General features: G+C 63.1%; 32 protein-coding genes and 1 pseudogene. 18 read left to right on the plus strand and 15 right to left on the minus strand.

Annotated elements, in window-relative coordinates:
• Positions 1 to 7: 7 nt before the first annotated feature.
• Positions 8 to 385: a hypothetical protein gene (locus NKJ11_RS08075; protein ID WP_352793022.1), complete on the minus strand. Its 378-nt coding sequence runs from the start codon at positions 383 to 385 to the stop codon at positions 8 to 10.
• 335 nt (positions 386 to 720) lie between these two features.
• Between NKJ11_RS08075 and NKJ11_RS08080 the strand changes: the two genes are divergently transcribed.
• Positions 721 to 1,272, plus strand: coding sequence for a DUF2269 family protein (locus NKJ11_RS08080; protein WP_352793024.1), 552 nt, complete (start codon positions 721 to 723; stop codon positions 1,270 to 1,272).
• 34 nt (positions 1,273 to 1,306) lie between these two features.
• Here NKJ11_RS08080 and NKJ11_RS08085 read toward each other — a convergent pair whose 3' ends face one another.
• The 3 genes from NKJ11_RS08085 to NKJ11_RS08095 all read right to left on the minus strand — a co-directional run bounded on the left by NKJ11_RS08085 (position 1,307) and on the right by NKJ11_RS08095 (position 3,467).
• Positions 1,307 to 2,077 (minus strand): sulfite exporter TauE/SafE family protein, encoded by a 771-nt coding sequence (locus NKJ11_RS08085; protein ID WP_352793025.1) that lies wholly within the window; start codon positions 2,075 to 2,077, stop codon positions 1,307 to 1,309.
• A 119-nt stretch (positions 2,078 to 2,196) separates the two neighbouring features.
• A complete protein-coding gene (locus tag NKJ11_RS08090; RefSeq protein ID WP_352793026.1) occupies positions 2,197 to 2,925 on the minus strand; it encodes a class I SAM-dependent methyltransferase in 729 nt (242 codons plus the stop codon).
• Positions 2,926 to 2,987: 62 nt separating this feature from the next.
• Positions 2,988 to 3,467, minus strand: coding sequence for an Lrp/AsnC family transcriptional regulator (locus tag NKJ11_RS08095; RefSeq protein ID WP_127296193.1), 480 nt, complete (start codon positions 3,465 to 3,467; stop codon positions 2,988 to 2,990).
• Between the two features lie 133 nt (positions 3,468 to 3,600).
• Here NKJ11_RS08095 and NKJ11_RS08100 point away from each other — a divergent pair, with 133 nt between their 5' ends.
• From NKJ11_RS08100 to NKJ11_RS08140, 9 genes and pseudogenes are all read left to right on the plus strand, one after another.
• Positions 3,601 to 4,506, plus strand: a complete 906-nt coding sequence (locus NKJ11_RS08100; RefSeq protein WP_352678054.1) for a DMT family transporter — start codon at positions 3,601 to 3,603, stop codon at positions 4,504 to 4,506.
• Between the two features lie 134 nt (positions 4,507 to 4,640).
• Positions 4,641 to 5,288 carry a thiamine phosphate synthase gene (locus NKJ11_RS08105; RefSeq protein ID WP_352793027.1) on the plus strand — a complete coding sequence of 216 codons (648 nt, stop codon included), beginning with the start codon at positions 4,641 to 4,643 and terminating at the stop codon, positions 5,286 to 5,288.
• Between the two features lies 1 nt (position 5,289).
• Complete coding sequence (locus tag NKJ11_RS08110) at positions 5,290 to 6,330, plus strand: tetratricopeptide repeat protein (protein WP_352793028.1); 1,041 nt, start codon at positions 5,290 to 5,292, stop codon at positions 6,328 to 6,330.
• A 171-nt stretch (positions 6,331 to 6,501) separates the two neighbouring features.
• Positions 6,502 to 7,068 (plus strand): elongation factor P, encoded by a 567-nt coding sequence (gene efp, locus NKJ11_RS08115; protein ID WP_352793030.1) that lies wholly within the window; start codon positions 6,502 to 6,504, stop codon positions 7,066 to 7,068.
• 86 nt (positions 7,069 to 7,154) lie between these two features.
• The gene (locus NKJ11_RS08120) at positions 7,155 to 7,955 is read left to right on the plus strand and encodes an inositol monophosphatase family protein (protein WP_352554258.1); all 801 of its coding nucleotides are present in this window, start codon (positions 7,155 to 7,157) and stop codon (positions 7,953 to 7,955) included.
• A gap of 106 nt (positions 7,956 to 8,061) precedes the next feature.
• Complete coding sequence (gene trhA, locus NKJ11_RS08125; protein WP_352554259.1) at positions 8,062 to 8,748, plus strand: PAQR family membrane homeostasis protein TrhA; 687 nt, start codon at positions 8,062 to 8,064, stop codon at positions 8,746 to 8,748.
• A 104-nt stretch (positions 8,749 to 8,852) separates the two neighbouring features.
• A complete protein-coding gene (locus NKJ11_RS08130) occupies positions 8,853 to 9,878 on the plus strand; it encodes a MotA/TolQ/ExbB proton channel family protein (protein ID WP_013529124.1) in 1,026 nt (341 codons plus the stop codon).
• A 1-nt stretch (position 9,879) separates the two neighbouring features.
• Positions 9,880 to 10,911: a peptidoglycan -binding protein gene (locus NKJ11_RS08135; protein ID WP_023811834.1), complete on the plus strand. Its 1,032-nt coding sequence runs from the start codon at positions 9,880 to 9,882 to the stop codon at positions 10,909 to 10,911.
• A gap of 248 nt (positions 10,912 to 11,159) precedes the next feature.
• Positions 11,160 to 11,587: pseudogene (locus NKJ11_RS08140) on the plus strand (hypothetical protein).
• 80 nt (positions 11,588 to 11,667) lie between these two features.
• Here the strand turns inward: NKJ11_RS08140 and NKJ11_RS08145 are convergent.
• The gene (locus tag NKJ11_RS08145) at positions 11,668 to 12,021 is read right to left on the minus strand and encodes a DUF1304 domain-containing protein (RefSeq protein ID WP_352554260.1); all 354 of its coding nucleotides are present in this window, start codon (positions 12,019 to 12,021) and stop codon (positions 11,668 to 11,670) included.
• 142 nt (positions 12,022 to 12,163) lie between these two features.
• On the opposite strand from NKJ11_RS08145, the gene NKJ11_RS08150 reads away from it, so the two are divergent.
• Positions 12,164 to 13,651: a carboxypeptidase M32 gene (locus NKJ11_RS08150; protein ID WP_352793032.1), complete on the plus strand. Its 1,488-nt coding sequence runs from the start codon at positions 12,164 to 12,166 to the stop codon at positions 13,649 to 13,651.
• Between the two features lie 30 nt (positions 13,652 to 13,681).
• On the opposite strand, the gene NKJ11_RS08155 is transcribed toward NKJ11_RS08150, so the two are convergent.
• The gene (locus tag NKJ11_RS08155) at positions 13,682 to 15,481 is read right to left on the minus strand and encodes an ABC transporter transmembrane domain-containing protein (protein ID WP_352793033.1); all 1,800 of its coding nucleotides are present in this window, start codon (positions 15,479 to 15,481) and stop codon (positions 13,682 to 13,684) included.
• 206 nt (positions 15,482 to 15,687) lie between these two features.
• Here NKJ11_RS08155 and rpmE point away from each other — a divergent pair, with 206 nt between their 5' ends.
• Entirely contained in the window at positions 15,688 to 15,909 is a 222-nt protein-coding gene (rpmE, locus tag NKJ11_RS08160) for a 50S ribosomal protein L31 (protein WP_023811830.1), read from the plus strand.
• Between the two features lie 63 nt (positions 15,910 to 15,972).
• Here the strand turns inward: rpmE and NKJ11_RS08165 are convergent, their stop codons facing one another.
• Positions 15,973 to 16,614 (minus strand): TetR family transcriptional regulator, encoded by a 642-nt coding sequence (locus NKJ11_RS08165; RefSeq protein ID WP_352793035.1) that lies wholly within the window; start codon positions 16,612 to 16,614, stop codon positions 15,973 to 15,975.
• A gap of 127 nt (positions 16,615 to 16,741) precedes the next feature.
• Here NKJ11_RS08165 and NKJ11_RS08170 point away from each other — a divergent pair, with 127 nt between their 5' ends.
• Positions 16,742 to 17,221 carry an anthrone oxygenase family protein gene (locus NKJ11_RS08170; RefSeq protein ID WP_352554264.1) on the plus strand — a complete coding sequence of 160 codons (480 nt, stop codon included), beginning with the start codon at positions 16,742 to 16,744 and terminating at the stop codon, positions 17,219 to 17,221.
• 5 nt (positions 17,222 to 17,226) lie between these two features.
• The gene (locus tag NKJ11_RS08175; protein ID WP_502895188.1) at positions 17,227 to 17,388 is read left to right on the plus strand and encodes a glycine zipper domain-containing protein; all 162 of its coding nucleotides are present in this window, start codon (positions 17,227 to 17,229) and stop codon (positions 17,386 to 17,388) included.
• Positions 17,389 to 17,406: 18 nt separating this feature from the next.
• Here the strand turns inward: NKJ11_RS08175 and NKJ11_RS08180 are convergent, their stop codons facing one another.
• The 3 genes from NKJ11_RS08180 to NKJ11_RS08190 all read right to left on the minus strand — a co-directional run bounded on the left by NKJ11_RS08180 (position 17,407) and on the right by NKJ11_RS08190 (position 19,004).
• Positions 17,407 to 17,703, minus strand: a complete 297-nt coding sequence (locus NKJ11_RS08180; protein ID WP_352440973.1) for an Rdx family protein — start codon at positions 17,701 to 17,703, stop codon at positions 17,407 to 17,409.
• A 13-nt stretch (positions 17,704 to 17,716) separates the two neighbouring features.
• Positions 17,717 to 18,466 (minus strand): YebC/PmpR family DNA-binding transcriptional regulator, encoded by a 750-nt coding sequence (locus NKJ11_RS08185; RefSeq protein WP_352440974.1) that lies wholly within the window; start codon positions 18,464 to 18,466, stop codon positions 17,717 to 17,719.
• Positions 18,467 to 18,680: 214 nt separating this feature from the next.
• The gene (locus NKJ11_RS08190) at positions 18,681 to 19,004 is read right to left on the minus strand and encodes an ArsR/SmtB family transcription factor (RefSeq protein ID WP_352793036.1); all 324 of its coding nucleotides are present in this window, start codon (positions 19,002 to 19,004) and stop codon (positions 18,681 to 18,683) included.
• A 52-nt stretch (positions 19,005 to 19,056) separates the two neighbouring features.
• Between NKJ11_RS08190 and NKJ11_RS08195 the strand changes: the two genes are divergently transcribed.
• The 4 genes from NKJ11_RS08195 to NKJ11_RS08210 all read left to right on the plus strand — a co-directional run bounded on the left by NKJ11_RS08195 (position 19,057) and on the right by NKJ11_RS08210 (position 20,869).
• Positions 19,057 to 19,539: an SRPBCC domain-containing protein gene (locus NKJ11_RS08195; protein ID WP_352554266.1), complete on the plus strand. Its 483-nt coding sequence runs from the start codon at positions 19,057 to 19,059 to the stop codon at positions 19,537 to 19,539.
• 28 nt (positions 19,540 to 19,567) lie between these two features.
• Positions 19,568 to 19,960: a VOC family protein gene (locus tag NKJ11_RS08200; RefSeq protein WP_352554267.1), complete on the plus strand. Its 393-nt coding sequence runs from the start codon at positions 19,568 to 19,570 to the stop codon at positions 19,958 to 19,960.
• A 53-nt stretch (positions 19,961 to 20,013) separates the two neighbouring features.
• A complete protein-coding gene (locus tag NKJ11_RS08205; RefSeq protein WP_352554268.1) occupies positions 20,014 to 20,376 on the plus strand; it encodes a VOC family protein in 363 nt (120 codons plus the stop codon).
• 61 nt (positions 20,377 to 20,437) lie between these two features.
• Positions 20,438 to 20,869, plus strand: a complete 432-nt coding sequence (locus tag NKJ11_RS08210; protein WP_352793039.1) for an SRPBCC family protein — start codon at positions 20,438 to 20,440, stop codon at positions 20,867 to 20,869.
• Between the two features lie 6 nt (positions 20,870 to 20,875).
• Here the strand turns inward: NKJ11_RS08210 and NKJ11_RS08215 are convergent, their stop codons facing one another.
• From NKJ11_RS08215 to NKJ11_RS08235, 5 genes are all read right to left on the minus strand, one after another.
• Positions 20,876 to 21,163: a BrnA antitoxin family protein gene (locus tag NKJ11_RS08215; protein ID WP_023811818.1), complete on the minus strand. Its 288-nt coding sequence runs from the start codon at positions 21,161 to 21,163 to the stop codon at positions 20,876 to 20,878.
• On the minus strand, positions 21,144 to 21,431 hold the full coding sequence (locus NKJ11_RS08220; RefSeq protein ID WP_081734874.1) for a BrnT family toxin: 288 nt from the start codon (positions 21,429 to 21,431) through the stop codon (positions 21,144 to 21,146). The genes NKJ11_RS08215 and NKJ11_RS08220 overlap by 20 nt, the downstream gene beginning before the upstream one ends.
• 79 nt (positions 21,432 to 21,510) lie before the next feature.
• Positions 21,511 to 22,278 carry a TerC family protein gene (locus NKJ11_RS08225; RefSeq protein WP_031213449.1) on the minus strand — a complete coding sequence of 256 codons (768 nt, stop codon included), beginning with the start codon at positions 22,276 to 22,278 and terminating at the stop codon, positions 21,511 to 21,513.
• Positions 22,279 to 22,352: 74 nt separating this feature from the next.
• The gene (locus tag NKJ11_RS08230; protein WP_023811815.1) at positions 22,353 to 23,177 is read right to left on the minus strand and encodes a TIGR00282 family metallophosphoesterase; all 825 of its coding nucleotides are present in this window, start codon (positions 23,175 to 23,177) and stop codon (positions 22,353 to 22,355) included.
• A 69-nt stretch (positions 23,178 to 23,246) separates the two neighbouring features.
• Positions 23,247 to 23,834 (minus strand): 5-formyltetrahydrofolate cyclo-ligase, encoded by a 588-nt coding sequence (locus NKJ11_RS08235; protein WP_023811814.1) that lies wholly within the window; start codon positions 23,832 to 23,834, stop codon positions 23,247 to 23,249.
• Positions 23,835 to 23,889: the final 55 nt, after the last annotated feature.

The raw sequence follows: 23,889 nt of genomic DNA on the forward strand, positions 1-23,889 counted from the left end.
GGCTAGCTCAGGCTCTCCAGACGGCGGGCAAGGCGATGAAGGCAAACAACAGCATGGCTGCGTAGAAGCCCATCGAGGAGGCCGCCACCAGCGGTTCGATCGCGGCATTGCCGGCAAGCAGGAAATAGAGGCCGATCAGCAGGCCGATACCGCTGATTGCGGTCAGCCAGAAATGAACGGTAGCGAGCGTCTTCTGCCCGATTGCCGGAAACAAATGGTAGAAGAAGGCGAAGACCGCCGACATCAGCCATCCGGCCACCATCGTGTGGGCGTGGGTCGGCATCTGTCCGTGATCCTGGCTGATCGCCATGTACAGGCCGAGCGCCATGCCGCACAGCGAATAGATGATGGCCAGCGTGAAGAAATTCCGTGCTATCCCTTGCATAATAATGGTCCCCCGAATTGCCTTTTCCCGTTTGCGGGAATGGGTTGATCGTCAGGCGATTGTTGTCGCCACCGGGCTCCCGGCATTGGCGCACTAGCATCGGCAGCGTATCCGGACGATGTCGCGCCAACCCCTCCCGACATCCGTATATTAGCAGAAAATCAGATAGTGCATTCACAATCTCGGCGACTTCGTAAGTTGAGGGCAGGCTGAAACAGAGCCGAATTTTTCGCGACATCGTACCGAAACAGGCACCACGCAAAACGCCCGCTCCTCTGACGGCCGGCGCAAATCAGCGCTGCCGCAAACCTGACCGGACACTGCAGGAGCAACCCATGGACTGGTACTCGATCGTCAAATTCCTCCACGTCACTACCGCCATTCTGTGGGTCGGAGGCGGCTTCGTGCTGTTCCTGCTGGGCATGCTTGCCGAGCGGGCGGGCAACATCGAGGAAAAACTGCAGGCAATGCGCGCCAGCGGTCAGCTGGGCGGCAGGTTCTTTGCGCCGATGTCGATGCTGACGCTGATTTTCGGCCTCATCATGTGCTGGTTCTGGGTCGGCTTCTCCGACCTGTGGATCCTGATCGGCCTGGCCGGCTACGCCACGACCTTTTCGATCGGCATGTTCATCTTCAAGCCGACCGGCGAGCGCATGGGCGAGATGATCGCCAAGGAGGGCGTCACGCCAGCCGTTCTTGCCATCGGCCAGCGCATGATGAGCGCGGCACGCTTCGACTATGCGGTGATGCTGGTGATCATTGCCGACATGGTGTTCAAACCGACCGTGCATGACATCGGCATCCTCGCCGGCATGGTGCTGGTCGTCGTGGCGGGTGCCACGCTGGCGTTTGGCGGTAACCGTCGCCTGGTCCCGAGCGCTGCCTGACCCCCTGATGACGGGCGGCGGCGCAGCCGCCTTTCTACATAAGACCTGCGATGCCATCCCACAGCAGCTTCAGCGCCACGACCGCGACGGTTGCGTAGGTGAAGGGATAGAAGGTTTCCGGGCGCATCCGTCGCACCAGCCACGCCCCGGCGATGGTCGACAGCGGCGCCAGCGGCATCAGCACCGCCGACGCCGTCAGGTTGGCGGTGTCGAACTGGCCGAGCGCGAAATAGGGCACGAGCTTCAGCGCATTGGTGGCGGCAAAGAAGATCGCGGCGGTGCCCGACAGAACCTTCGGATCGAGCCGGATTGGCAAGGCATAGACCTGGAAGGGCGGCCCGCCGACATGGGCGACGAAGCTGGTGAAACCCGCGACCGTGCCCCAGACGGCGGCGGCCACACGGTTGGGCGCGGCTGCGTGGTTGGCGCCATGGCGGAACTGCAGATAGAGCCAGCGCAGGACGAAGATGATGGCGACGGCGCCGACGATCAGCCGCACCGCCTCTTCGGTGACGAATGCCGCCGTCAGCCAGCCGAGACCAATGCCGATGACGGCGCCCGGCATCATGTCGACCAGCATCTTTCTGTTATAAACGCCCCACCATGTCCATACCGAGACGATATCCATCAGGCACAGGATCGGCAGCAGGATGGCCGCCGCCTGCACCGGCGGCATGGTCAGCGCCATCAGCGGCACGCCGACGAAGCCGACGGCGCCGCCAAAGCCGCCCTTGGACAGGCCGACCAGAATGACCGCCGGAATGGCGGCCGCATAGAACCACGGGTCGAGAAGCAGGCCTGACATGGGAGGGGGACTGGTCCGGAGGGAAAGCGTGTCGACGCTTGAATAGCCCAGAATGCCGGGCGGAGCGACAGCAAATATGAGCGTGGCGGCCGCACATGCGAGCCGACGCAGGCCTGTGCCTACCGACGCGCCGAGACCAGCAGGAACATCGGCCGCTCGAGTTCCTCAGCCAGTTCGGGTTTGGCCTCAATCTGCTCGGCTGTCGGGCGGAATTCCTCGACATGGCCAATAGTGAAGCCGGACCGGATCAGAGCGTTGAGCGTGGCGCCGATCGTGCGGTGATGTTTCACGACACCCTTGGCCAGCCAGTCGGTGCTGCGCGGTCCTTCCACTAGATACTGGTCGAGAGGCCACGTCTTGCGGCCTTCGGCATCGATCACCCAGCCAGGTTTGGTCGGCGCCATGAAGATCGGATGTTCCGTCGAAAAAACGAAATGCCCGCCAGGCGCCAGGGCCTGATGCACGGTCCCGAACAGATGCGACACATCCTCGACATAGTGCAAGGCGAGCGAGCTGTAGACGAGATCGAAGCTGGCTTCCGGCAGGCTGAGCCGATCGAGATCGGCCGTCTCATAGTCTATGCCCGCATCCGGGCCGGCGGCCCTTGCCCGGGCAAGCATCTTCTCCGACAGATCCAGGCCAAGCACCTGCGCCGCCCCATGCTCGCGGGCCCAGCGGCAGAACCAGCCGAAGCCGCAGCCGAGATCGACGACCCTCAAGCCGCCGACATCGGGCAGCATGGCGCGCAGTGCCGGCCACTCGGCGGCACCCTCCAGCCCTTCGACCGAACGGCCGAGCTGGCTGTAGCCTGCGAAGAAATCCTCACGGTCGTATATGTTCTGCGCCATGGTTCCGGCCTCGTTTGGGCCGGCACACTAACCAACCGGCCACCGGCTTTCCACCAACTCGATCAGGATGCCTGCAAGACCTTTGCCCTGTCGCGCGGTGAAGCTGCATCGAGCGGCGGTGGACGCCGCCGGATCGGCTGCGCCTTGATGATGGCGGTGCTTGTCTCGGCCTTGTCTGCGATACGGTCGAGAATCCCGTCGAGATCGCCGATCGAACGCACGAACAGCCGGGCGACGAAACAGTCATCGCCCGTCACCTTGTCGCATTCGCCGAATTCGGGGATGTCCTCGATCAGCTTCTGGACGATGTGCAGCTTGCCCGGCAAAGGCCGGATGCGCACGATCGCCTGCAAGGTATAGCCGAGCGCCAGCGGATCGATCTCGACGGTGAATGCGCGGATGACGCCGCGCTCCTCGAGCCGTCGCAGCCGCTCCGAAACGCTTGGCGACGACAGTCCGACCTGGGCGGCCAGCTCCTTCAGCGAGGTTCGCGCATCCTTGACCAGGATTTCAAGGAGATTTCGGTCGAGATCGTCCAGCATCTTTTTCTTTCCCCGATAATTCGGAGTTTCTCCTAATATAATTAGGCCAACAGGCCATACACCCTTTCCAATCAGATGGAAAGCTTCGCGGCAGCATGAGATTATTGCGGCTCAACCGATACGGAGGTTTGTTGTGAACGAGACAGTACGCGGCACGGTCGAAATGTCCGCCGCAATGGCCATCCTGGGAACGATCGGATGGTTCGTCGTCCTGTCCGGCCAGCCGATCATGGATGTGGTGTTCTGGCGTTGCGCCTTCGGCGCGCTGACGCTGCTCATCATCTGCGCTGGGCTGGGATTGCTGCGCAACAAGCTGTCGCTGCGCATCATCGGCATCGCCGCGCTCGGCGGCGTCGCCATCGTCGTCAACTGGCTGCTGCTGTTCAGCGCATTCTCGCGCGCGTCGATCTCGATCGCCACCGCTGTCTACAACACGCAGCCCTTCATGTTGGTCGGCTTCGGTGCGCTTTTCTTCGCCGAACGGCTGACCCTGACCAAGCTGACCTGGCTGGCCATCGCCTTCGCCGGCATGGTGCTGATCGTGCAGGCTACGCCCGACTCGGGCGATGTCGGCACGGATTATTTCACCGGCATCGTCATGGCATTGGGCGCGGCCTTCTTCTGGGCCGTCGCCGCCATCGTCACCAAGAAGCTCAAGGGCACGCCACCGCACCTGATTGCGCTGATCCAGGTCTGCGTCGGCGTGGTCATGCTGGCGCCCTTCGCCAATCTTTCCCAGCTTCCAGCGGATGCCTGGAGCTGGACCATGCTGGCGACGCTCGGCATCGTCCACACCGGCCTGATGTACATACTGATGTACGGCGCCATCCAGAAGCTGCCGACGCATCTGCAGGGATCACTGTCCTTCATCTATCCCGTCGTCGCCATCCTGGTCGATGTCGTCGCCTTCGGCCATCGGCTGCATCTGAGCCAGGTCGTCGGCGCCACCGCCATCCTGATCGCCGCCGCCGGCATGAATCTCGGCTGGACGCTGTGGAAGGGCAAACCGCCCGTCGCGAGTCCGCACCCGATCAAATGAAGCGCCCCGCCGGCTGCCCGGCGGGTCAAACGTCGCGATCCCGGCTGCCCGCCTGTTCAAAGCGGGCACTTTGCTCTATGCCGCAATCCAACCATCTTCGCCCGGCATAGGCGAAACGCGGGACCCGAAGAACCATGAATGAAGCAACGCCCCCCAATCGCTGTCGCATCGTGCTGATCGCGCCGTCCGGCGTGCCGGCTGCCCGTATTGTCGCGGCATTCGATGGCGGCGATGTCGCTTCGCTGATCCTGCCCGAGAACGGCATGGATGAAGCCTCCTTCCAGGCTTTCGCCGAACAGATCGTGCCGGCGGCGCAAGCCGCCGGCGTTGCTGTCATCATCGCCGGCGACACCCGCATAGCCGGCCGCGTCCAGGCCGACGGCATCCATGTCGAGGTCTCCAAGGCCGAGCTCGCCGAGACGATCGAGCATTTCCAGGCAAAGATGATGGTCGGCACCGGCGGCGCCAAGACGCGTGACGACGCGCTCGAGCTTGGCGAGACACGGCCAGACTACATCTTCTTCGGCCGCTTCGGCTACGACAACAAGCCCGAACCGCATCCGCGCAACCTGTCGCTCGGCAGATGGTGGGCCGACATGATCCAGATCCCGTGCATCGTCATGGCCGGATCCGACATCGCCTCGGTCGAAGCCGTGGGCGCCACAGGTGCCGAGTTCGTGGCGCTGTCGAGCGCCGTGTTTGCCGACGGCACCGATCCCAAGACAGCGGTCGCCACCGCCAACGCGCTGCTCGACGAGACCGCGCCGCGCTTCGAGGACTGACGTGCCCTCGGCGAGGCTTCCCCTCCAGGCTCTGCTTGCCGTGCTGATGGTCCAGGCGGCGGCCGCGGAGACCGTCCCGCTGCCGCAGCCCAAGCCGGAAATCGGCGTGCACACCGACAAGCCGATCGACAAGCCGCTGCCGCAACCCGCCACCACGGCCGAGCCGGCGCCGCTGCCGTCGGCCGACACGGTCAATCCCGACCGCTTCGGCGCAAAACCCGCCGACGCGGCCTATGGCGCTTTCCAGCGCGGTCTCTACAAGACAGCTTACAATCTGGCATTGGTCCGGGCGCAAAACGGCGATCCGGCGGCGCAGACCTTGGTGGCCGAGATCCTGTCGCGGGGGCTCGGTGTACCGGTCAATTCGGCGCAGGCGGCGAAATGGTACGCGCTGGCCGCCGAACAGGGTGTGCCGGAATCGCAGTTCCAGTATGCGCTGATGCTGCTCGACGGCCGCTATGTCAAAAAGGATGGAAAAGAGGCCTACGCCTTGATGCAGGCCGCCGCCGAAGCCGGCAACCGGCTGGCGCAATTCAATTTCGCGCAGATGCTGGTCCAGCAGGACCCCGGCGATGCCGGCATGGCCAAGGCGGTCTCCTACTATGAGCGCGCCGCCGCGACCGGCCTCGCCGACGCGCAATATGCGATGTCGCAGATCTACGCCAATGGCGTCGGCGGCAAGCCACGCGACGACGCCCAGGCAAGGCGCCTGCTGGCGCAGGCAGCCAGGCAGAACTACGACACCGCGCAGATCGATCTCGCCGCCTGGATGATCGAAGGCCGCGGCGGTGCGCGCGACCTGAAATCCGCCTTCGGCTGGATGAAGCAGGCGGCGGAGGGCGGCAATGTCGCCGCCCAGAACCGCCTGGCCAAGCTCTATATGCAAGGCATCGGCACCGATGCGGACCTTGTGCTTGCCGGCGCCTGGTACGTCGTCGCCCGCCGTGCCGGCCTCATCGACCCCCAGATGGACGACTTCCTGCAGGGGCTGGACGACGACCAGACCAAGCAGGCGCTGCAGAAGGCCAACCGGCTGCCTTGACGGCGGTTCTCGCGGTCATTGCAAGTGTAACCTCGGCTCCCCTCGCCTGGCACCGACCTGCCCGCTCCCTTGCCTCTTCTGGCGATTTGTGGTCTTGGGAGCCCGAAATCGCTTTCCCAGCGAACATCCCATACCGACGGCGTGGCCGTCATCATTCCGGATCATCTCATCATGGCCAAGATCAATGGCAACGAAATCCGTCCCGGCTATGTCATCGAGCATGATGGCGGCCTTTGGGTGGCGGTCAGGACCAACACCGTCAAGCCCGGTAAGGGCGGCGCCTACAATCAGGTCGAACTGAAGAACCTCATCAACGGCACCAAGCTCAACGAGCGCTTCCGCTCGGCCGAGACGGTCGAACAGATCCGGCTCGACCTGAAGGATTTTTCCTTCCTCTACGCGCAGGAAGACGCACTGGTGTTCATGGACACCCAGAGCTACGAGCATCTCGAATTGAACAAGGACTTCGTCGGCGATCGCGCCGCCTTCCTGCAGGACGGCATGATGGTGACGGTCCAGCTCTACGAAGAGCGGCCGATCGGCATTTCGCTGCCCGACTATGTGACGCTGACCATCACCGAGGCCGACCCGGTGGTGAAGGGTCAGACGGCGGCATCGTCCTACAAGCCGGCGATCCTGGAGAACGGCATCCGCGTCCTGGTGCCGCCCTTTATCGGCGCCGGCGAGCGCATCATCGTCGACACCAACGAAATCACTTACGTGCGCCGCGCCGACTGACGCATGTCGCCCAAAAGTGGCCCCGGTTCTGGGTCACCGACATGCATCGAGGCGGAGTTTAAAGCGCAGCACCGGGAAAAAGCACTATGGCACGCTCAGCCCTTCTCAACGTCATGGTCCAGGCCGCAATGAAGGCCGGCCGCTCGCTGTCGCGCGACTTCGGCGAAGTGCAGAACCTGCAGGTCTCGATGAAAGGCCCCGGCGACTATGTCAGCCAGGCCGACCGCAAGGCCGAGGACATCGTCTTTGCCGAACTGTCCAAGGCACGGCCGGGCTATTCCTTCCTGATGGAGGAGCGCGGTGCGGTCGAAGGCGACGACGGCCAGCATCGCTGGATCGTCGACCCGCTCGACGGCACCACCAATTTCCTGCACGGCATTCCGCTCTTTGCCGTTTCGATCGCGCTGGAGCGCCAGGGCCAGATCGTCGCCGGCGTCATCTACAATCCGGCGATGGACGAACTCTACACCTGCGAACGCGGCGGCGGCGCCTTCATGAACGACCGCCGCTTGCGCGTCGCTGGCCGCATCAAGCTGGTCGACACCGTGATCGGCTGCGGCATGCCGCATCTCGGCCGCGGCCACCACGGCAATTTCCTGGTCGAACTGCGCAACGTCATGGCCGAGGTTTCCGGGGTCCGCCGCCTCGGCTCCGCCTCGCTCGATCTTGCCTATGTCGCCGCCGGCCGCATGGATGGCTTCTGGGAAACCGGCCTGTCGGCCTGGGACATCGCCGCCGGGCTGCTTTTGATCCGCGAGGCGGGCGGCTTCGTCTCCGACATGGACGGCGGCCAGGACATGCTCGACAACGGTTCGGTCGTCGCCGGCAACGAGGTCATCCAACGCGCTTTGCTTAAGGCCGTCAAGAAGCCGCTCTCGGCGCGCTGACAGGCACGCCGCGCTGATGCGCCGCAGTCGCAAAACCGCAACGAAAGCTTGAAATACTGCCCGGCATGCGCCCAAATTGGAGGGCGCGGTGCAGGAACCCGGCTTAGTGAGAGACAACGAACCCTACCCCGATATCCCGTTCATCGGACGCTGGCACTATTCGCGTGCCGAGATGATCGCAGACGGTGTCGTCCACGCGGTCGGCATCGTGCTGGCGATATCGGCCGGTTCCGCACTGCTTGCGCTGGCGGCGTTTCGTGTCGGACCGGGCGAATACATCGCCGCCGCCTTCTACGTGGTTTCGCTGCTCACCGTGCTCTCGGTGTCGATGACCTACAATCTGTGGCCGGTGTCGTCTCCGGCAAAATGGGTGTTGCGGCGTTTCGACCACGCCGCGATCTATCTGCTGATCGCCGCGACCTATACGCCTTTTCTGGCGCAGCTCGAAGGCTCGCCGCTGGCGCGCTGGATGATCGTGCTGGTCTGGACCGCGGCAGTGCTGGGCATTGCCATCAAGGTGTTCTTTCCCGGCCGTTTCGACCGGCTGGCGATCGGCTTCTATCTTGCCATCGGCTGGAGCGGCATCATCCTGGTCAAGCCGCTTGTCCAGACGCTGCCGACGACATCGATAGCGCTGATCGTCGCCGGCGGCATTGTCTATTCCTGCGGCGTCATCTTCTTCGCCTGGAAGGGGCTGCGCTTCCACAACGCGCTGTGGCACGGTTTCGTCGTCACCGGCGCCGGCCTGCATCTGGCCGCCATGGTCGACTGTCTGGTCATCAATCGCCTCTGACACTATCGACGCGGCAATATTGCCAAGCGCCATTCAATTTGGTCACAATTCCGTTTAGAGTCGCGGTTTACGTGATCGGCGGCGGCATCGGAAACGGGGCACGGATGGCTTTTCTCAGATCCTTCGGCATGGGCAGACGTTCTGATGTCCTGATCTACGACCCGCATAAACTATCGAGCCCGCAGGTCTTTTTGCTGACCATGGTGATCTTCCTGGTCATCGTCGCCTTCATCGCCGCCATTCTGACCCGACAAATCTCGACCGCCTTTGGCAGCAATCCCGGCCTCAATGGCCTGATCGTCGGCGTGCTGGTGGTCGGCATCCTTTTGGCCTTCGCCCAGGTCGGGCGACTGTTTCGCGAAGTGCGCTGGGTCAACTCCTTCCGTGCCGGCTCTGAGACGACCGAACCGGTGCTGCTGGCGCCGATGAAGGCGATGATCGGCCGTTCCTCGGCGATGGCCTTCTCGACCAGTTCGATGCGCACCATGCTCGATTCCATCGCCACCCGCCTCGACGAAAGCCGCGACACCTCGCGCTATCTCGTCGGCCTGCTGGTGTTCCTCGGCCTGCTCGGCACCTTCTGGGGCCTGTTGAACACCATCGGCTCGATCCGCGAGACCATCGAATCGCTCGATCCCGGCACCGGTGACGCCGCCGCGGTGCTCGATTCCCTGAAGCAGGGGCTTTCCGCGCCGCTGGCCGGCATGGGCACGGCCTTCTCGTCCTCGCTGTTCGGCCTCTCCGGCTCGCTGGTGCTCGGCTTCCTCGACCTGCAGGCCGGCCGCGCCCAGACGCGCTTCTACACCGAACTGGAAAACTGGCTGTCCTCGGTGACCGACCTGTCGTCGGACATCGTCGTCGCCGACCCGGCCAAGACCGAATCCTCCGACGAGATCCGGGTGCTGTCGGAACGGCTGCGCAGCATGCAGGAGAATGGCGGCGGCTCCAACCCGCGCGTCGCCACCGCCATGGCCAATCTCGCCGACGGCATTTCCGGCCTGGTCAAGAACATGCGCTCGGAACAGCAGATCATGCGCGACTGGGTCGAAGCCCAGTCCGACGAGCAGAAGGCGATGCGCAACACACTGGAAAAGATCGCCGATGCCCTGAAGAAGCCCGGAGTGCACTGAAGTGGCACTCGCCAGGGGCCGGCGCACCGATCGCCGCATCGACTACTGGCCGGGCTTCGTCGACGCGCTGTCGACGTTGTTGCTGGCAATCATGTTCCTGCTCACGGTCTTCGTGCTGGCGCAGTTCCTGCTGGGACGCGAAATCTCCGGCAAGGATACGGCACTCTCGCGCCTCAACTCCCAGATCAACGAACTGACGCAGTTGCTGGCGCTGGAGCGCTCGACGGCGCAGGACAAGGATGACTCGCTGGCCAATCTGCAGGCATCGCTGTCGGCGGCGGAAGCGGAAAGGAGCCGGCTCCAGCAGTTGCTGGCGCAAGGTGCGGGCGCCGGCGACGCCGCCAACCAGCGCGCCGCGGCGCTCGGCGGCGAACTCGACAGCCAGCGCCAGATCAGCCAGCAGGCACTGAGCCAGGTCGAGATCCTCAACCAGCAGATCGCGGCACTGCGCAAGCAGATCGGCGCGCTCGAGGATGCGCTCAACGTCTCCGAAATCCGCGACCGCGATTCAAACACCAAGATCGCCGACCTCGGCCGTCGCCTCAACGTCGCACTGGCACAGCGCGTGCAGGAGTTGAACCGCTACCGCTCCGACTTCTTCGGCCGCTTACGCGAAATCCTCGCCGACCGCGAGAACATCCGCATCGTCGGCGACCGCTTCGTCTTCCAGTCGGAAGTGCTGTTCCCGACCGGCTCCGAGGTGATCAACGATGCCGGCAAGGTCGAGATGAAAAAACTCGCCGACGCCATCATCGAGCTGCAGAAGGAAATCCCGCCCGAGATCAACTGGGTGCTGCGCGTCGACGGTCATACCGACAACAAGCCGCTCTCCGGCGCCGGCCGTTACCGCGACAATTGGGAGCTGTCGACGGCCCGTTCGACCTCGGTGGTGAAATTCCTGATCGAGAACGGCGTGCCGGCCAACCGCCTCGTCGCCGCCGGTTTCGGTGAGTTCCAGCCGCTCGATCCCGCCGACACCGAAGAGGCGCGCAACAAGAACCGCCGTATTGAACTGAAGCTCACCGAACGTTGATCCATCATCACGCGAACTCACGCGAACTTGTTCGTCGGCTCAACTCTAGGGCGCATATCGAGGCCGGCAAGGCCTGAAAAGATTATCTTTTTTTAATTACACATTGTCGCGGGGCGGTCCTAGCTTGCCGCCCGGGCCGAGAACCGCCGGCGATGAATCCCCCTCATCGCGACGCGACGGAACCGGACGGCCCAAGGCCGGAAGGCAGGCGGACAACCGCCGCTTTCCTCTACAAGAGGAGACGCGTGATGCGCTCTTTCAAGACCTCGCTTAGAACTGCTACACTCACGGCGTTCCTCATCGCCGTTCCGCTTGCCGGTGCCTATGCCGCGGGCCATCACAAGGGCGCTCTCGACGCGACCGATCCGACCGACATGACTGGCCCGCGGTCGAGGCGCTTATCGCACAGGTGCAGGGCGTCCGGCAGGGCATCGTGGACGCAAGACAGGCCAACAACATCACCCCGGCCGTGGCGGAACGCCTGGAAATGCGCACGGCCCACATCAGTCAGGCGGCAGAGAAAGTCGCCGCGTCCTATCATGGCAGGATACCGGCCGCGCAATACCATGACCTGTTGCGTCGTCTCGACAATGTCGACCAGCGGTTGATGATCGATACCGGCAGTGGTTTCCTGATCGGCGACGGCGCCGACGGCGGCAATTACCCGAACGGCTAAACGGTCCAAGAGGACGGCTGAAACGGTCCAAGTGGAAGGGACCGCCTGACGCCTTCGGGGGCCTCCCGCGGGCGTCCTTTTTACCAGCCGAGCCACACCGCGATCAGGGCAGCCGCCGCCGGCACGGTCTGGATGAACAGGATCTTGCGCCCGACCGTTGCCGCGCCATAGAGGCCGGCAATGGCCACGCAAGCCAGAAAGAAGACTTTGACCTGGAAACCGGCCGCACCAAGGTATAACCCCCAGATGAGCCCGGCGGCGAGGAACCCGTTGTAGAGTCCCTGATTGGCGGCGAGCACTTTCGAGGCACTGGCGAATTCCCGGGTCAGGTTGAAAGCCTTGTGTCCGCGCGGCGTGTCCCACAGCACCATCTCCAGATAGACGATGTAGGCATGGATCAAGGCCACCAGCCCGACCAGGATGTTGCCGATCATTTTTTCCCCCCTTGATGTGTTGCCGGCAGCATTTCATGCGCGGCCTCGCCTGCGCAAGGTGCATCTGCTGGACGGCGTCTGAGGGTTGCCAACGCCTTTGCGTTGGTATCTTTTCGCGCCGTCCCCAATCACGGAAGCCGCCATGTCCTTTCAGAAACTCGATAATCTCGGCCACAAGCTCGAAGCACTCGAGCATGCGCTGGCCATCCTCGGTGCCGACGAGGCCACCCACATGGCCGTCGGCGGCGGCGAGAAGCGTGCCGAGGCGATGTCGGCACTGGCCGGCATGTATCACACCAGGGCAACGGCGCCGGAGATAGCAGACTGGATCGCCGCGGCAGAGCAGGAAGCGTTGGGTGAAGAGCAGCGCACCGCGGTCTCGGAACTGCGGCGCCAATATACCAACCTGACCTGCCTGCCGGTCGAATTCGTCGAACGCCAGACGACCGCGCGCATGCGTTGCGAGCAGCTGTGGCGCGGCCTGCGCGGCAAGAACGACTGGGCAGGCTTCCAGCCGGCGCTGGAGGGCGTCGTGGCGCTGGTGCGCGAGGAGGCGGCGCTGCGTGCCGATGTGCTCGACCTAGCCCCCTATGACGCGCTGATGGAGCAATACGACCCCGGCAACCGCACCGCCGACATCACGCCAGTCTTCACCGACCTGAAGGCTTTCCTGAAAAGCTTCGTGCCGGAGGCGCTGGCGGTCCAGGACGCGCGGCTGCGCAAGCGCCCGCTGAAGCCGCTCTCAGGCACCTATGCGATCGACCGGCAGCGCGAGCTCGGCCTTGCCATGATGGCGGCGGTCGGCTTCGACCTGACACACGGGTCGCTGTCGGTGTCGCACCATCCTTTCTGCGGCGGCGTGCCGAGCGACGTGCGCATCACCACCCGCTACAAGACGTCCGACTTCCTGTCGGCGCTGATGGGCGTGCTTCACGAGACCGGCCATGCGCTCTACGAACAGAACCTGCCCAACGCATGGTCGCACTGGCCGCTCGGCAAGGCGCGCGGCATGGCCGTGCATGAAAGCCAGAGCCTGTTCGTCGAAAAACAGCTCGGCCGCAACCCGGCCTTCTGGAACTGGGCGCTGCCGGTGGTTGAAAAGCATCTCGGTGAGGCCTGGTCGCTCGACGATATCCTGCCGCATGTGCATCGCGTCGAGCGCGGCCTGATCCGTGTCGATGCCGACGAGGTGACCTACCCCCTGCATGTCATCCTGCGCTACGAACTGGAGCAGGAGCTCGTCGCGGGCCGGCTGGAGGTCGCCGACCTGCCCGAAGCCTGGGACGCCAAGATGCGCGATTACCTCGGTCTTTCCACCATCGACAATCCGGCCGACGGGCCGATGCAGGACGTGCATTGGCCAGGGGCCGCCTTCGGCTATTTCCCCTCCTATACGCTGGGCGCGATGATGGCGGCGCAGCAATGGGCGGCGCTGACGCGGGATCATCCTGCCGCCGATGGCGATCTCGCCAAAGGCAATTTCGAGGCGATCAACGAGTGGCGCCGCCAAAAGATCTGGTCGCAGGGATCACGCTGGTCGACGCCGGACCTGCTCGAACGCGCCACCGGCGAAAAGCTCAACGCCACCTATTTCGTGAACCATCTGAAGCAGCGCTACGGAGCCGGGTAGAGCGGCACATCAGGACGTAGTTGGTTCTGCCTACTCCGCCGCGCCCCTGAAAGCACTGGCGCCGGTTTCGAACTGCAGCTTGGCCAGCCGCGCATAGATGCCGCCCTTGGCGACAAGGCTTTGATGCGTGCCTTCCTCGACGATCGAGCCGCCATCCATGACCAGGATCCTGTCGGCCTTCAGCACCGTTGCCAAGCGGTGGGCGATGACGATCGTGGTGCGGCCCTGCATTAGCCGTTCCAGCGCCGTCTGCACCAGCGTCTCGCTTTCGGCGTCGAGGGCGGAGGTGGCCTCGTCGAGCAGCAGGATCGGGGCGTCGCGCAGGATGGCGCGGGCGATCGCAACCCGCTGGCGCTGGCCGCCTGACAGCGTCACGCCGCGCTCACCGACCTGGCTGTCATAGCCTTTTTCCAGCTTGAGGATGAATTCATCGGCAAGTGCATCCTTCGCCGCCGTCTCGATTTCGGCCTTGCTGGCTCCCGGCCGGCCGAAACCGATATTGTCACGCGCGCTTGCCGCGAAAATGGTGACGTCCTGCGGCACGATCGCGATGCGCTGGCGGACCGAAACGGGATCGGCCTCGCGCACGTCGACACCATCGATCAGGATCTTGCCTGTTTCGGGATCGTAGAAGCGCAGGATCAGTGAAAACACCGTGCTCTTGCCGGCCCCTGACGGCCCGACGATCGCCACCGTCTCGCCCGGCATGACCTGAAAGCTCAAGCCGTGCACGGCGGCGCGGTCGGGCCTTGCCGGGTAGGAGAAGGAGACATTGTCGAAGACGATCGCGCCCTTGGCGACGGCCGGCAGCGGCTTCGGATCGGCGGGAGCCTGGATCGCCGGCTTCTCGGCCAGGATCTCGGTCAGCCGTTCGGCGGCACCCGCCGCTTGCGCAAGCTCGCCCCACACTTCCGAGAGTGCGCCCAGCGCGCCGGCGGCGAACACCGAATAGAGCAGGAACTGGCCGAGCGTACCCGGCGATATCGAGCCTTCGAGCACGTCGCGCGAGCCGAACCACAGCACCGCCACAACGGACGAGAAGATGGTGAAAATGGCGAAGAAGGTAAGGAAGGAGCGCGCGAAGATCGAGGAGCGCGCTGCTTCGAAGGCGGCTTCCACCGCGGCCGAGAAATGCCCGGTGACCAGCTTTTCATTGGTGAAGGCCTGCAGCGTGCGCACCGCGCCGATCTGCTCGCTGGCATAGGCGGTGGCATCGGCCAGCGTATCCTGCGCCTGGCGTGATTTGCGCCGCACCGAACGGCCGAAAGCGACCAGCGGCAGCACGATGACGGGTATCGCTGCGATGACCAGGCCCGACAGTTTCGGACTGGTGATGACCATCATCCCCACCGCGCCAAGACCAAGGATTACGTTGCGCAGCGCCACCGAGGCCGTCGCTCCGACCGCCGACTTGACCTGCGTCGTGTCGGCGGCAAGCCGCGACACGATCTCGCCCGACTGGGCGGTGTCGAAAAAGGCAGGCGACAGCGTCGTCACATGGGCAAACACATCGCGCCGGATATCGGCGACGACGCGCTCGCCCAGCGTGATGACGAAATAGTAGCGGCCGGCCGATGCCGCCGCCAGCAGGGCGGCCATCGCCACCAGCGCTGCGAAATATTCGGCGATGAAGGTGGTGCTGGCCGACGAGAAGCCATGATCGATCATGCGTCGCACCGCCAGCGGCAGCGCCAGCGTGGTTGCCGCCGCGATGACCAGCGAGATGATGGCGCCGACGACCAGTGTGCGATAGTGCGTGATGTACGGGAACAGGCGCCGGAGCGGCTTGAGCGAACGCCGGCGCTCGTCTGCGCTGGTGATTTGCGCCATCCCGATGTTTCCTCCAGCCGCCCTTGGGGTCTACGCCTCAATATGCGCTTGCCGCGGCCTTGTGATTCAATTCCGGCTGATGTATAGGCTCGCCGACCGTTTTAGAAGCCGTGGCTCCTCAATAGCTGCGGCTTCGAGTTTTAAAAAGAGGCGCATCGACGCAGGCTTATGCCCGTCGGCAGCGCCGGCAAGCCAGGAACCGAGCCATGAAGAGCGCTATTCATCCCGACTACCACACCATCAAGGTCGTCATGACCGATGGCACCGAATACACGACCCGTTCGACCTGGGGCAAGGAAGGCGATACGATGAACCTCGATATCGACCCGACCACCCACCCGGCCTGGACCGGCGGCCAGCAGACCCTGCTCGACCGCGGCGGCCGCCTGTCGAAGTTCAAGAAGCGTTTCGAAGGTTTCGGCATTTAGGCCAAACGACCTTTCGCAGATCAAAACCCGCCTCCGTGGCGGGTTTTTTGTTGCGGCGCGGCGCTACTCGGCCAGCAATTCCCTTAGCGCCATGCGCTTGTAGGCGGCGACCAGCCTGTCGCCCTCCTGGCGCTCGACGGAGATCGCCAGCCGCATGGCGGCCTCGCCCATCTGCCAGACCAGAAACGCCGTGGTGTCCAGTGTCGCCGGATCGACCGCCGGCCGCAGCCGTTTCAGCACCGCGGTGAGGAATTCGGCGTTGGCGCGGCTGTCGGCGAGTTCGAGTTGGCGCAGCGCCTTGTCGGCCTGCGTGCCCGACCAGATGTCGCGCATCACCGGTTCGGCCAGGAACAGCCGGTAATAGATGTCGACTAACTCTGAAAACGCGGACTGCAGGCCTTCGGCGTCGCTGACACTAGCCAGTGCTGCCGAAATGCAGGACTGGCTTTCGGCGGTGTAGCGCTCGGCCAGCGCCCAGATGATCGCCCGCTTGTCCGGAAAGAACTGGTAGAGCGACCCGATCGACACCCCTGCCCGTTCCGCCACCTCCCCCATGCGCATGGCATCGCTGCCTTGCTCGCCGATCAGCGCCGAGGCAGCCGCCAGCATGCGCTCGACCCGCTCGCGGCTGCGCTGCTGGCTCGGCGCGCGGCGCGGTGAAGCAACCTGCTCCCGCGGGGAGACCGGCGCGGCCGTGTCTTCCATGACTGACTCCAATGCCAGCAAAATCGCTTGACTCGCAAAATACGAGGGTTTATCACGTTTTGCAAATGTGAGGATTATTCATGTTTTGACGCGAAGGAAAACACAACGGGCATATGGAGCAAATGACATGATCGCGAAACTTCTTCCCACCCTCATCTTCATTGCCGCACTCGGCTCAGGCGTCGTCGGCGGCGTCTTCTTTGCTTTCTCCAGCTTCGTCATGCCGGGCCTCGCCCGCATGCCGGCCGCAAGCGGCATTGCCGCGATGAATTCGATCAATGTCACAGCTGTAACCCCGCTGTTCATGACAGCGCTGTTCGGCACGGCGCTCGTCTGCATCGTTGTCGCCATCGGTGCGGTGATTGGCTGGAGCCAGCCGGGTTCGCTCTGGCTGATTGCCGGCAGCCTGCTCTATCTCATCGGCATCGTGGTGGTGACGATGATCTTCAACGTCCCGCTGAACGATGCGCTCGCCGCCGTCGATCCAGCCAGCAGCAATGGCGCAGCCCTGTGGCCACGCTACCTCAATGAATGGGTAATGTGGAACCATGTCCGCGCCATCAGCGGCATGGCCGCGCTGGCATCCTTCTGGTTCGCCACGCGTTGACGACGATGGAGCGACCGATGAAGGATCAATACGCAAATATGGCCTTCGGCATGGCAATCGGAGTTGGTGTCGGTGCCGCGATCGGCACCGCTCTGGATGACCTTCCGATGGGCGTTGCCGTGGGTATTGCGATTGGCGCCGCCTTCGGTGCGTGGCCACGCAAGTGACGGCAGCGCCGGCGGCCTCTACGCCTTTGTCTTCCGATCGGAATGACCGAGGTCGCGATCCGGGTCGATGACGTCGCGGACCAGTTGCTTCAGTTTGGCCGCGTCCGGAAAACCGCCGTCGCGCTTGCGGTCCCAGACCAGCACGTCATTGCAGCTGATGGTGAAGATGCCCCCAGTGCCGGGCACCAATGTCACCTCGCCGAGATCGGTGCCGAAGGTCGACAGCAGTTCCTGAGCCATCCAGCCGGCGCGCAGCAGCCAATGGCACTGCGTGCAGTAGGTGATGCGGATGGCGGGGAGTATCTGCTCGCTCATGCCGGGCTTCCGCTCATGCCGCGCTGAGCTTGGCCATGGTCTCGTCGTCGACTTCAAAGTTGGCGTAGACGCTCTGCACGTCGTCGTCGTCCTCGAGCGTGGCAACCAGCTTCATCAGCGACTGTGCCCGGTCCTCGTCGACCGGAACATTGTTTTGCGGCTTCCAGATCAGCTTCACCGATTCCGCCTCGCCGAGTGCGCCTTCCAGCGCCTTCGAGACCTCGCCGAGATTTTCGAAGGCGCAATAGATCGTGTGGCCTTCCTCATCCGACTCGACATCATCGGCGCCGGCTTCGATTGCCGCGTCCATGACCTTGTCGGCACTGCCTGCGGAGGCCGGATAGTAGATTTCGCCGGCACGGTCCCACATGAACGACACCGAGCCGGTTTCACCGAGCGCTCCGCCGGCCTTGGTAAAGGCGGCGCGCACATTCGACGCCGAACGGTTACGGTTGTCGGTCAGCGCTTCGACGATGACCGCGACGCCGCCCGGGCCATAGCCCTCATACCGCACGGCTTCGTAGTTCTCGGCGTCGCCCATCGAGGCCTTGTTGACGGCACGCTGGATGTTGTCCTTCGGCATCGACACCGCCTTGGCGTTCTGGATCGCAAGGCGCAAGCGCGGGTTCATCGATGGATCGGGCGTCCCGCTCTTGGCGGCGACGGTGATTTCGCGCGCCAGCTTGGAAAACATTTTCGACCGCACCGCATCCTGGCGGCCCTTGCGGTGCATGATGTTCTTGAACTGTGAATGGCCGGCCATGGCACCCCTGTCGTCTTCTCGGCTAGAGCATCCCGAAGCGAAGTGATCTGACCTCGTCTGCCGCAATGCCCGAATTCAAAATTTCAGAGCGTCCCAGGTGCAACTCGTGGAAGCACGACGTTCTCTGTCGGAATGGCCGGCTTATAGATAAATCGGCTCAATTCGTCCAGCCGCACCGCGCAAGACATGGCACTGCATGGCATGCTGCGACCGCTCACGCCTCGAGATCCGACTTCAGCCGGTCGATGATGCTGAGCGCATGACCGGCATACTGGCTGATCCAGCGATCATGGATCTGCTTGATCGGCAGCGCGTTGAGATGGTTCCAGCGCTCGCGGCCGTCGCGCCGCGCAACGATCAGGTCGGCCTCCTCCAATACCTTGAGATGCAGCATGACGGTGCAGCGATCGATGTCGGGAAAGGCCTCGCACAGCATGCCGGTCGTCCTCGGCGCGTCCTTCAGCTGATCCAGTATTTCACGCCGGCGCGGATGCGCCAGCGCCTTGAAAACATTGTCGTCTTGCGATCGGCTTGACATGTTATCTTTCTATAACATATTGTTGGGCCGATCAAGGGAAGGAGTTGTGGATATGTCACTTGGATTCAGTGTTTCCGGACGCATCGGCAAGCCGGTCGCCGACGTCTTCGACGCGGTCGTCAATCCAAAGAAACTGAGCGGCTACTTCACCACGATCGGCGGCGCCAGCGCCCCGCTGGAAGCTGGCACCGGCGTCGTCTGGTGGGGCAAGGTGCCGGTCGAGGTCGACGAAGTGGTCAAGGACAGCCGCATCGTGCTGCGCTGGGATGCCACCGACGCCGACGGCAAACCCGCCTACAAGACCCGTATCGAGATGAATTTCGAGCCGCTGGACGATGGCGGCACCTTCGTCACCATCGCCGAGAGCGGTTGGCAGGAAGGCGCGGTCGGCCTGAAGAAGTCCTACCTCAATTGCGAGGGCTGGTCGCAGATGCTGGCCTGCATGAAGGCCTATGTCGAATACGGCATCAATTTGCGCGACGGCTACTATCGCAGCGAGATGAAGGGCGAACCCGCCAACGAGACCAATATCTGAGCCACCATGGGGAGGATGGAGATCCGCGATGAAGAAAGTAACGCCATTCCTGATGTTCGAGGGCAAGGCCGAAGAGGCAATGACGCTCTATTGCGAGACCATTCCCGGCAGCGGCGTCCTTGACGTCACAAATTACGGCCCCGGCGAAGATGGCCCGGACGGAACGGTCAAGCTGGCGCGCGTGTCGATCGCTGGCCTGGAAGTCATGGTCTTCAACAGCCCCGTGCACCACGCCTTCACGTTCACGCCGTCGGTCTCGCTCTATGTGGACTGTTCCTCAGAAGAGGAGCTGAACCGAATTGTCGAGACACTGGCCAAGGACGGTGGGTTTCTGATGCCGCCCGACAGTTACGGCTTCAGCCGCCGTTTCGCATGGCTCAACGACAGGTTCGGGGTCTCCTGGCAGATCAATCTCGCATGACTGGTCTGGGCAAGGGCGACCAACAACAGCTGAACACGACAACGGAGCCAGCTATGACCACGAAAATCACCGGCGGCATCAACATCGCCATGAAGGTGCCGCCGCACCAGTATCAGGCGACGATCGCCTTCTACCGCGACGTCGTCGGCCTGAAGCCTTTCACGGACAAGGCGCCGGCCATCGGCTTCGAGCTTGGCCCCAACCGTCTGTGGATCGACGAGGCGCCGATGATGAGCCACGCCGAAGTGTGGCTGGAACTGTTCACCAAGGATTTCCCCATGGCTGCGGATCATTTAGCCAAGGCTGGCGTTGTGCGTTGCGATGCCATCGAGCCCCTGGGCGAGGGCTTCCGCGGCGGCTGGATCACCAACCCCGCCAATATCATCCACATGCTGCGCGAACCGGACGCCTGGTGAGCGCCAAGCCACGAAAGGAGCATCCGATGGACATCCAGAAAAACCGACCGCCGAAGCCGGCATGCTGATCCGGCGGCCTGTCGCCGAGGTGTTCGAGGCCATCGTCGACCCCGCCATTACAACGAAATTCTGGTTCACTCATGGCAGCGGCCGGCTGGACAGCGGCAAGCAGATCCGCTGGGAATGGCGCATGTACGGCGTGTCGACGACGGTCGACGTCAGCGAGATCGTCGCGAACGAAAAGATCGTCATGCAATGGAGCGATCCGCCGACCACGGTGGTCTGGACCTTCACCGAAATGCCCGACGAGACGACTTTTCTCGAGGTTCGCAATTTCGGCTTTGCCGGCAATGGCGACGAGCAGGTGAAAGAGGCCGTCGGCTCAACCGGCGGCTTCACGCTGGTACTGGCCGGCGCCAAGGCGTGGCTGGAACAGGGCCTGACGCTCGGCCTGATCGGCGACCGTCACCCGAAGGGCGTGCCGGCTAACTAAATCGGATCAACCTCGCCGCTTTTCCTGTTCGGTCACATGATGGCGAAGTACGCGATTGATTTCGGTTTGATAGCCACCGCCTCCGACATGTTCCTTAAACCAGGATAGCACATCGGCATCGAGCCTAATGGTGACCGGCTGCTTGAGTGGTCGGTAAAGATGTCCACGGCGAGCATGAATCCAGTTCTCGGCCGGAGCTTCTGGAATGTCCGAGGTATCAATCTCGCTGTCGGGCAAATCGGCCAGCTTGGCAAGTTGATTGCGCAGATCCTGGCTAAGGTCCTTCCTGTTCATAGCGCTTCCTTTCATGCGTTGTCGCTTTCCGAGCACCAACGATCCGAACCCGTTCTTCATCTTCGCGACCGGGGTAGGTATGCACAACCAGCAATACCGCGACAGCCTCAATCATCCCGATCGCGTGCCATCGTTGCTCACCATCTTCAAACCGGTCAGGCACGATGAGATGGAGCGGATCATCGAACACCTTTCGTGCAAGATCAAAGGCGATGCCGTGCTTGGCAAGATTGCGCCTCGCTTTTTCAGGATCCCATTCAAACTGCAAAGTAGCACCATCGACTACAGTATTGTATGTACAAATCCGTAAAAGTCAATCCAAACGCGGCATGCGCCCAAGCCCAAGCTCAGTGCCCGCCACCCGATTTCGCCTTCCTACGTCGCCGCGCCAGCATGTTGAGTCCCTCGACCAATGCCGAAAAGCCCATCGCCGCATAGATGTAGCCCTTGGGCACATGGTAGCCCATGCCGTCTGCGATCAGTGTCATGCCGATCATCAGAAGGAAGCCCAGCGCCAGCATGACAATGCTCGGGTTCTTGGCGATGAAGTTGGCCAGCGGCCCGGCCGCCAGCATCATCACGCTCACCGCCACGATCACGGCGATGTACATGATGGCGATCTCGTCGGTCATGCCGACGGCGGTGATGATCGAATCGATCGAGAAGACCAGGTCGAGCAGCAGGATCTGGAAGATCGCGCCGGCAAGGCTGATCTGCAGCGTCTCGCCCATCATCGTATCCTTGTGGTCGTCGGGATCGACCGTGTGATGGATCTCCTTGGTCGCCTTCCAGACCAGGAACAGGCCGCCGGCAATCAGGATCAGGTCGCGCCAGGAAAAACCGTGGCCGAAGGCCGTGAACACCGGCGTGGTCAGCTGGACGATGATCGAAATGGTGGCCAGCAGCACCAGCCGCATGATCAGCGCCGCCGAGATGCCGAGCCGGCGGGCACGGGCCCGTTGTGCTTCCGGCAGCTTGTTGGTCAGGATCGAGATGAAGATCAGGTTGTCGATGCCGAGCACGACCTCGAGCACAATCAGCGTCAGCAGCGCGACCCAGGCGGTCGGGTCGGACACGAATTGGAAATGCGGCGCCAGGAATTCGATGAGCTGCATGGAGGTCGTCCCCTCTTTTAACGATCTAGAGCAGTGTCGCCGGCAGTTAGGTACTAAGCGTGCCTATATCAATGTCAGGACCAGAAGGACGGTGCGGTTTCTTCCAGCCGTGGCCCGCGACGAAACGGCGCGATCCGCTCGGTCAGCCCTGTGCGGTCGGAAATATCGACGCCAACGCCGCACAAGGTCGCCGGTCCGGTCGCCGCCTCGAAGCGGCCTTTCGGCACCTTCGACAGGAACCGGTTGAGCGGCTCCTCCTTGTCCATGCCGAGCGAGGAATCGTAGTCCCCGCACATGCCGGCGTCGGACATATAACCGGTGCCGCCGTTGAGGACCTGGTGATCGCCGGTCGGCTGGTGGGTGTGGGTGCCGACGACGAGGCTGGCGCGGCCGTCGACGAAATGCGCGAAGCACATCTTTTCCGAGGTCGCCTCGGCGTGGAAGTCGATAATCACGGCATCCGCCTGCTCGCCGAGCGGACAGGCGGCAAGCTCGCGTTCGCCGGCCTGGAACGGATCGTCGAGCTCGGGATGCATGAACACCCGGCCCATGATGTTGGCGACCAGCACGCGCGCGCCGCTCCTGGCGATATAGACACCGGAGCCGCGCCCGGGCGTGCCCTTGGGAAAGTTGGAGGGACGCAGGAAGCGCTCTTCGCGCGGCGCGAAGGCGAGCGCGTCGCGTTGGTCCCAGACATGGTTGCCGGTGGTGACGACATCAGCACCAGCGGCGATCGTCTCGCGAAAGATATCTTCGGTGATGCCGAAGCCGCCCGCGGCGTTCTCGCCATTGACGATGACGAAATCGAGTTTGAAGTCGGAGATCAGGCCGGGCAGTTGTTCCCACACCGCCGTCCGTCCTGTCTTTCCAACCATGTCACCGAGGAAGAGAAGTCTCATATGATCCCGCACCGAAGGTCAGCGAAAGCTGCATGACGCCAGTGAAGATCATGCGTCCCTTGTACTTATCTACAATTTTGGCGCGAAGCGGCGCAACCCGCTCTCGGTCAGTATTTCCGGAATGACGACGTCATGTTCCTCATCCGGCACCATTGCCACCTCCTGGCAGTCGAAGGCGATGCCGACCAGCCGCGGCGGCTGTCCCTTGTCGATCAGCTTGGCGATGGCGCGGTCGTAATAGCCGGCACCATAGCCGATGCGATGGCCGCGCGCATCGAAAGCGGCGAGCGGCACCAGCATCACAGAGGGGTCGAGCACCTCGGCTTCCTCGTGAGGGCCGACCGTGCCGAAACCCATCTCGACCATCGGCGCGCCGCGCACCAGTTCGCGAAAGACGATGGTGGTCTTGTCGAGAATGGCCGGCAGGCAAAGCCGCGCGCCCTTTTCACGCAAGGCAAACATCAACGGCCGAACGTCGACTTCGGAACGCATCGGCCAGAAGCCGGAAACGATCTGGCCCGGCTCGACGTGGAGGAGATCGCGTGCCGTCTCGGCCATTTCAAGCGCGACCTCCACCCGCCAGAATTCATCGAGCGCATCGCGGCGTCCGAGGGCCTCACGGCGAAGCTGCTTTTTCAGGTCTTTGAGAGAGGTCATTCAGCCAGGCTAGAAAAGGTCAGATCTGGATGGAGTTTTGGGAGCGACGTTTTCC

The organism is Mesorhizobium sp. M0243 (assembly GCF_040321775.1).
GTDB lineage: Bacteria > Pseudomonadota > Alphaproteobacteria > Rhizobiales > Rhizobiaceae > Mesorhizobium.

What these genes read in the sequence shown, in the direction of transcription:
- NKJ11_RS08075 (WP_352793022.1), bottom strand. Translation starts at nt 385, where the DNA reads ATGCAAGGGATAGCACGGAATTTCTTCACGCTGGCCATCATCTATTCG.
- NKJ11_RS08080 (WP_352793024.1), top strand. Translation starts at nt 721, where the DNA reads ATGGACTGGTACTCGATCGTCAAATTCCTCCACGTCACTACCGCCATT.
- NKJ11_RS08085 (WP_352793025.1), bottom strand. Translation starts at nt 2,077, where the DNA reads ATGTCAGGCCTGCTTCTCGACCCGTGGTTCTATGCGGCCGCCATTCCG.
- NKJ11_RS08090 (WP_352793026.1), bottom strand. Translation starts at nt 2,925, where the DNA reads ATGGCGCAGAACATATACGACCGTGAGGATTTCTTCGCAGGCTACAGC.
- NKJ11_RS08095 (WP_127296193.1), bottom strand. Translation starts at nt 3,467, where the DNA reads ATGCTGGACGATCTCGACCGAAATCTCCTTGAAATCCTGGTCAAGGAT.
- NKJ11_RS08105 (WP_352793027.1), top strand. Translation starts at nt 4,641, where the DNA reads ATGAATGAAGCAACGCCCCCCAATCGCTGTCGCATCGTGCTGATCGCG.
- efp (WP_352793030.1), top strand. Translation starts at nt 6,502, where the DNA reads ATGGCCAAGATCAATGGCAACGAAATCCGTCCCGGCTATGTCATCGAG.
- NKJ11_RS08120 (WP_352554258.1), top strand. Translation starts at nt 7,155, where the DNA reads ATGGCACGCTCAGCCCTTCTCAACGTCATGGTCCAGGCCGCAATGAAG.
- NKJ11_RS08130 (WP_013529124.1), top strand. Translation starts at nt 8,853, where the DNA reads ATGGCTTTTCTCAGATCCTTCGGCATGGGCAGACGTTCTGATGTCCTG.
- NKJ11_RS08145 (WP_352554260.1), bottom strand. Translation starts at nt 12,021, where the DNA reads ATGATCGGCAACATCCTGGTCGGGCTGGTGGCCTTGATCCATGCCTAC.
- NKJ11_RS08150 (WP_352793032.1), top strand. Translation starts at nt 12,164, where the DNA reads ATGTCCTTTCAGAAACTCGATAATCTCGGCCACAAGCTCGAAGCACTC.
- NKJ11_RS08155 (WP_352793033.1), bottom strand. Translation starts at nt 15,481, where the DNA reads ATGGCGCAAATCACCAGCGCAGACGAGCGCCGGCGTTCGCTCAAGCCG.
- rpmE (WP_023811830.1), top strand. Translation starts at nt 15,688, where the DNA reads ATGAAGAGCGCTATTCATCCCGACTACCACACCATCAAGGTCGTCATG.
- NKJ11_RS08165 (WP_352793035.1), bottom strand. Translation starts at nt 16,614, where the DNA reads ATGGAAGACACGGCCGCGCCGGTCTCCCCGCGGGAGCAGGTTGCTTCA.
- NKJ11_RS08170 (WP_352554264.1), top strand. Translation starts at nt 16,742, where the DNA reads ATGATCGCGAAACTTCTTCCCACCCTCATCTTCATTGCCGCACTCGGC.
- NKJ11_RS08175 (WP_502895188.1), top strand. Translation starts at nt 17,227, where the DNA reads ATGGAGCGACCGATGAAGGATCAATACGCAAATATGGCCTTCGGCATG.
- NKJ11_RS08180 (WP_352440973.1), bottom strand. Translation starts at nt 17,703, where the DNA reads ATGAGCGAGCAGATACTCCCCGCCATCCGCATCACCTACTGCACGCAG.
- NKJ11_RS08185 (WP_352440974.1), bottom strand. Translation starts at nt 18,466, where the DNA reads ATGGCCGGCCATTCACAGTTCAAGAACATCATGCACCGCAAGGGCCGC.
- NKJ11_RS08190 (WP_352793036.1), bottom strand. Translation starts at nt 19,004, where the DNA reads ATGTCAAGCCGATCGCAAGACGACAATGTTTTCAAGGCGCTGGCGCAT.
- NKJ11_RS08195 (WP_352554266.1), top strand. Translation starts at nt 19,057, where the DNA reads ATGTCACTTGGATTCAGTGTTTCCGGACGCATCGGCAAGCCGGTCGCC.
- NKJ11_RS08200 (WP_352554267.1), top strand. Translation starts at nt 19,568, where the DNA reads ATGAAGAAAGTAACGCCATTCCTGATGTTCGAGGGCAAGGCCGAAGAG.
- NKJ11_RS08205 (WP_352554268.1), top strand. Translation starts at nt 20,014, where the DNA reads ATGACCACGAAAATCACCGGCGGCATCAACATCGCCATGAAGGTGCCG.
- NKJ11_RS08210 (WP_352793039.1), top strand. Translation starts at nt 20,438, where the DNA reads ATGCTGATCCGGCGGCCTGTCGCCGAGGTGTTCGAGGCCATCGTCGAC.
- NKJ11_RS08215 (WP_023811818.1), bottom strand. Translation starts at nt 21,163, where the DNA reads ATGAACAGGAAGGACCTTAGCCAGGATCTGCGCAATCAACTTGCCAAG.
- NKJ11_RS08225 (WP_031213449.1), bottom strand. Translation starts at nt 22,278, where the DNA reads ATGCAGCTCATCGAATTCCTGGCGCCGCATTTCCAATTCGTGTCCGAC.
- NKJ11_RS08230 (WP_023811815.1), bottom strand. Translation starts at nt 23,177, where the DNA reads ATGAGACTTCTCTTCCTCGGTGACATGGTTGGAAAGACAGGACGGACG.
- NKJ11_RS08235 (WP_023811814.1), bottom strand. Translation starts at nt 23,834, where the DNA reads ATGACCTCTCTCAAAGACCTGAAAAAGCAGCTTCGCCGTGAGGCCCTC.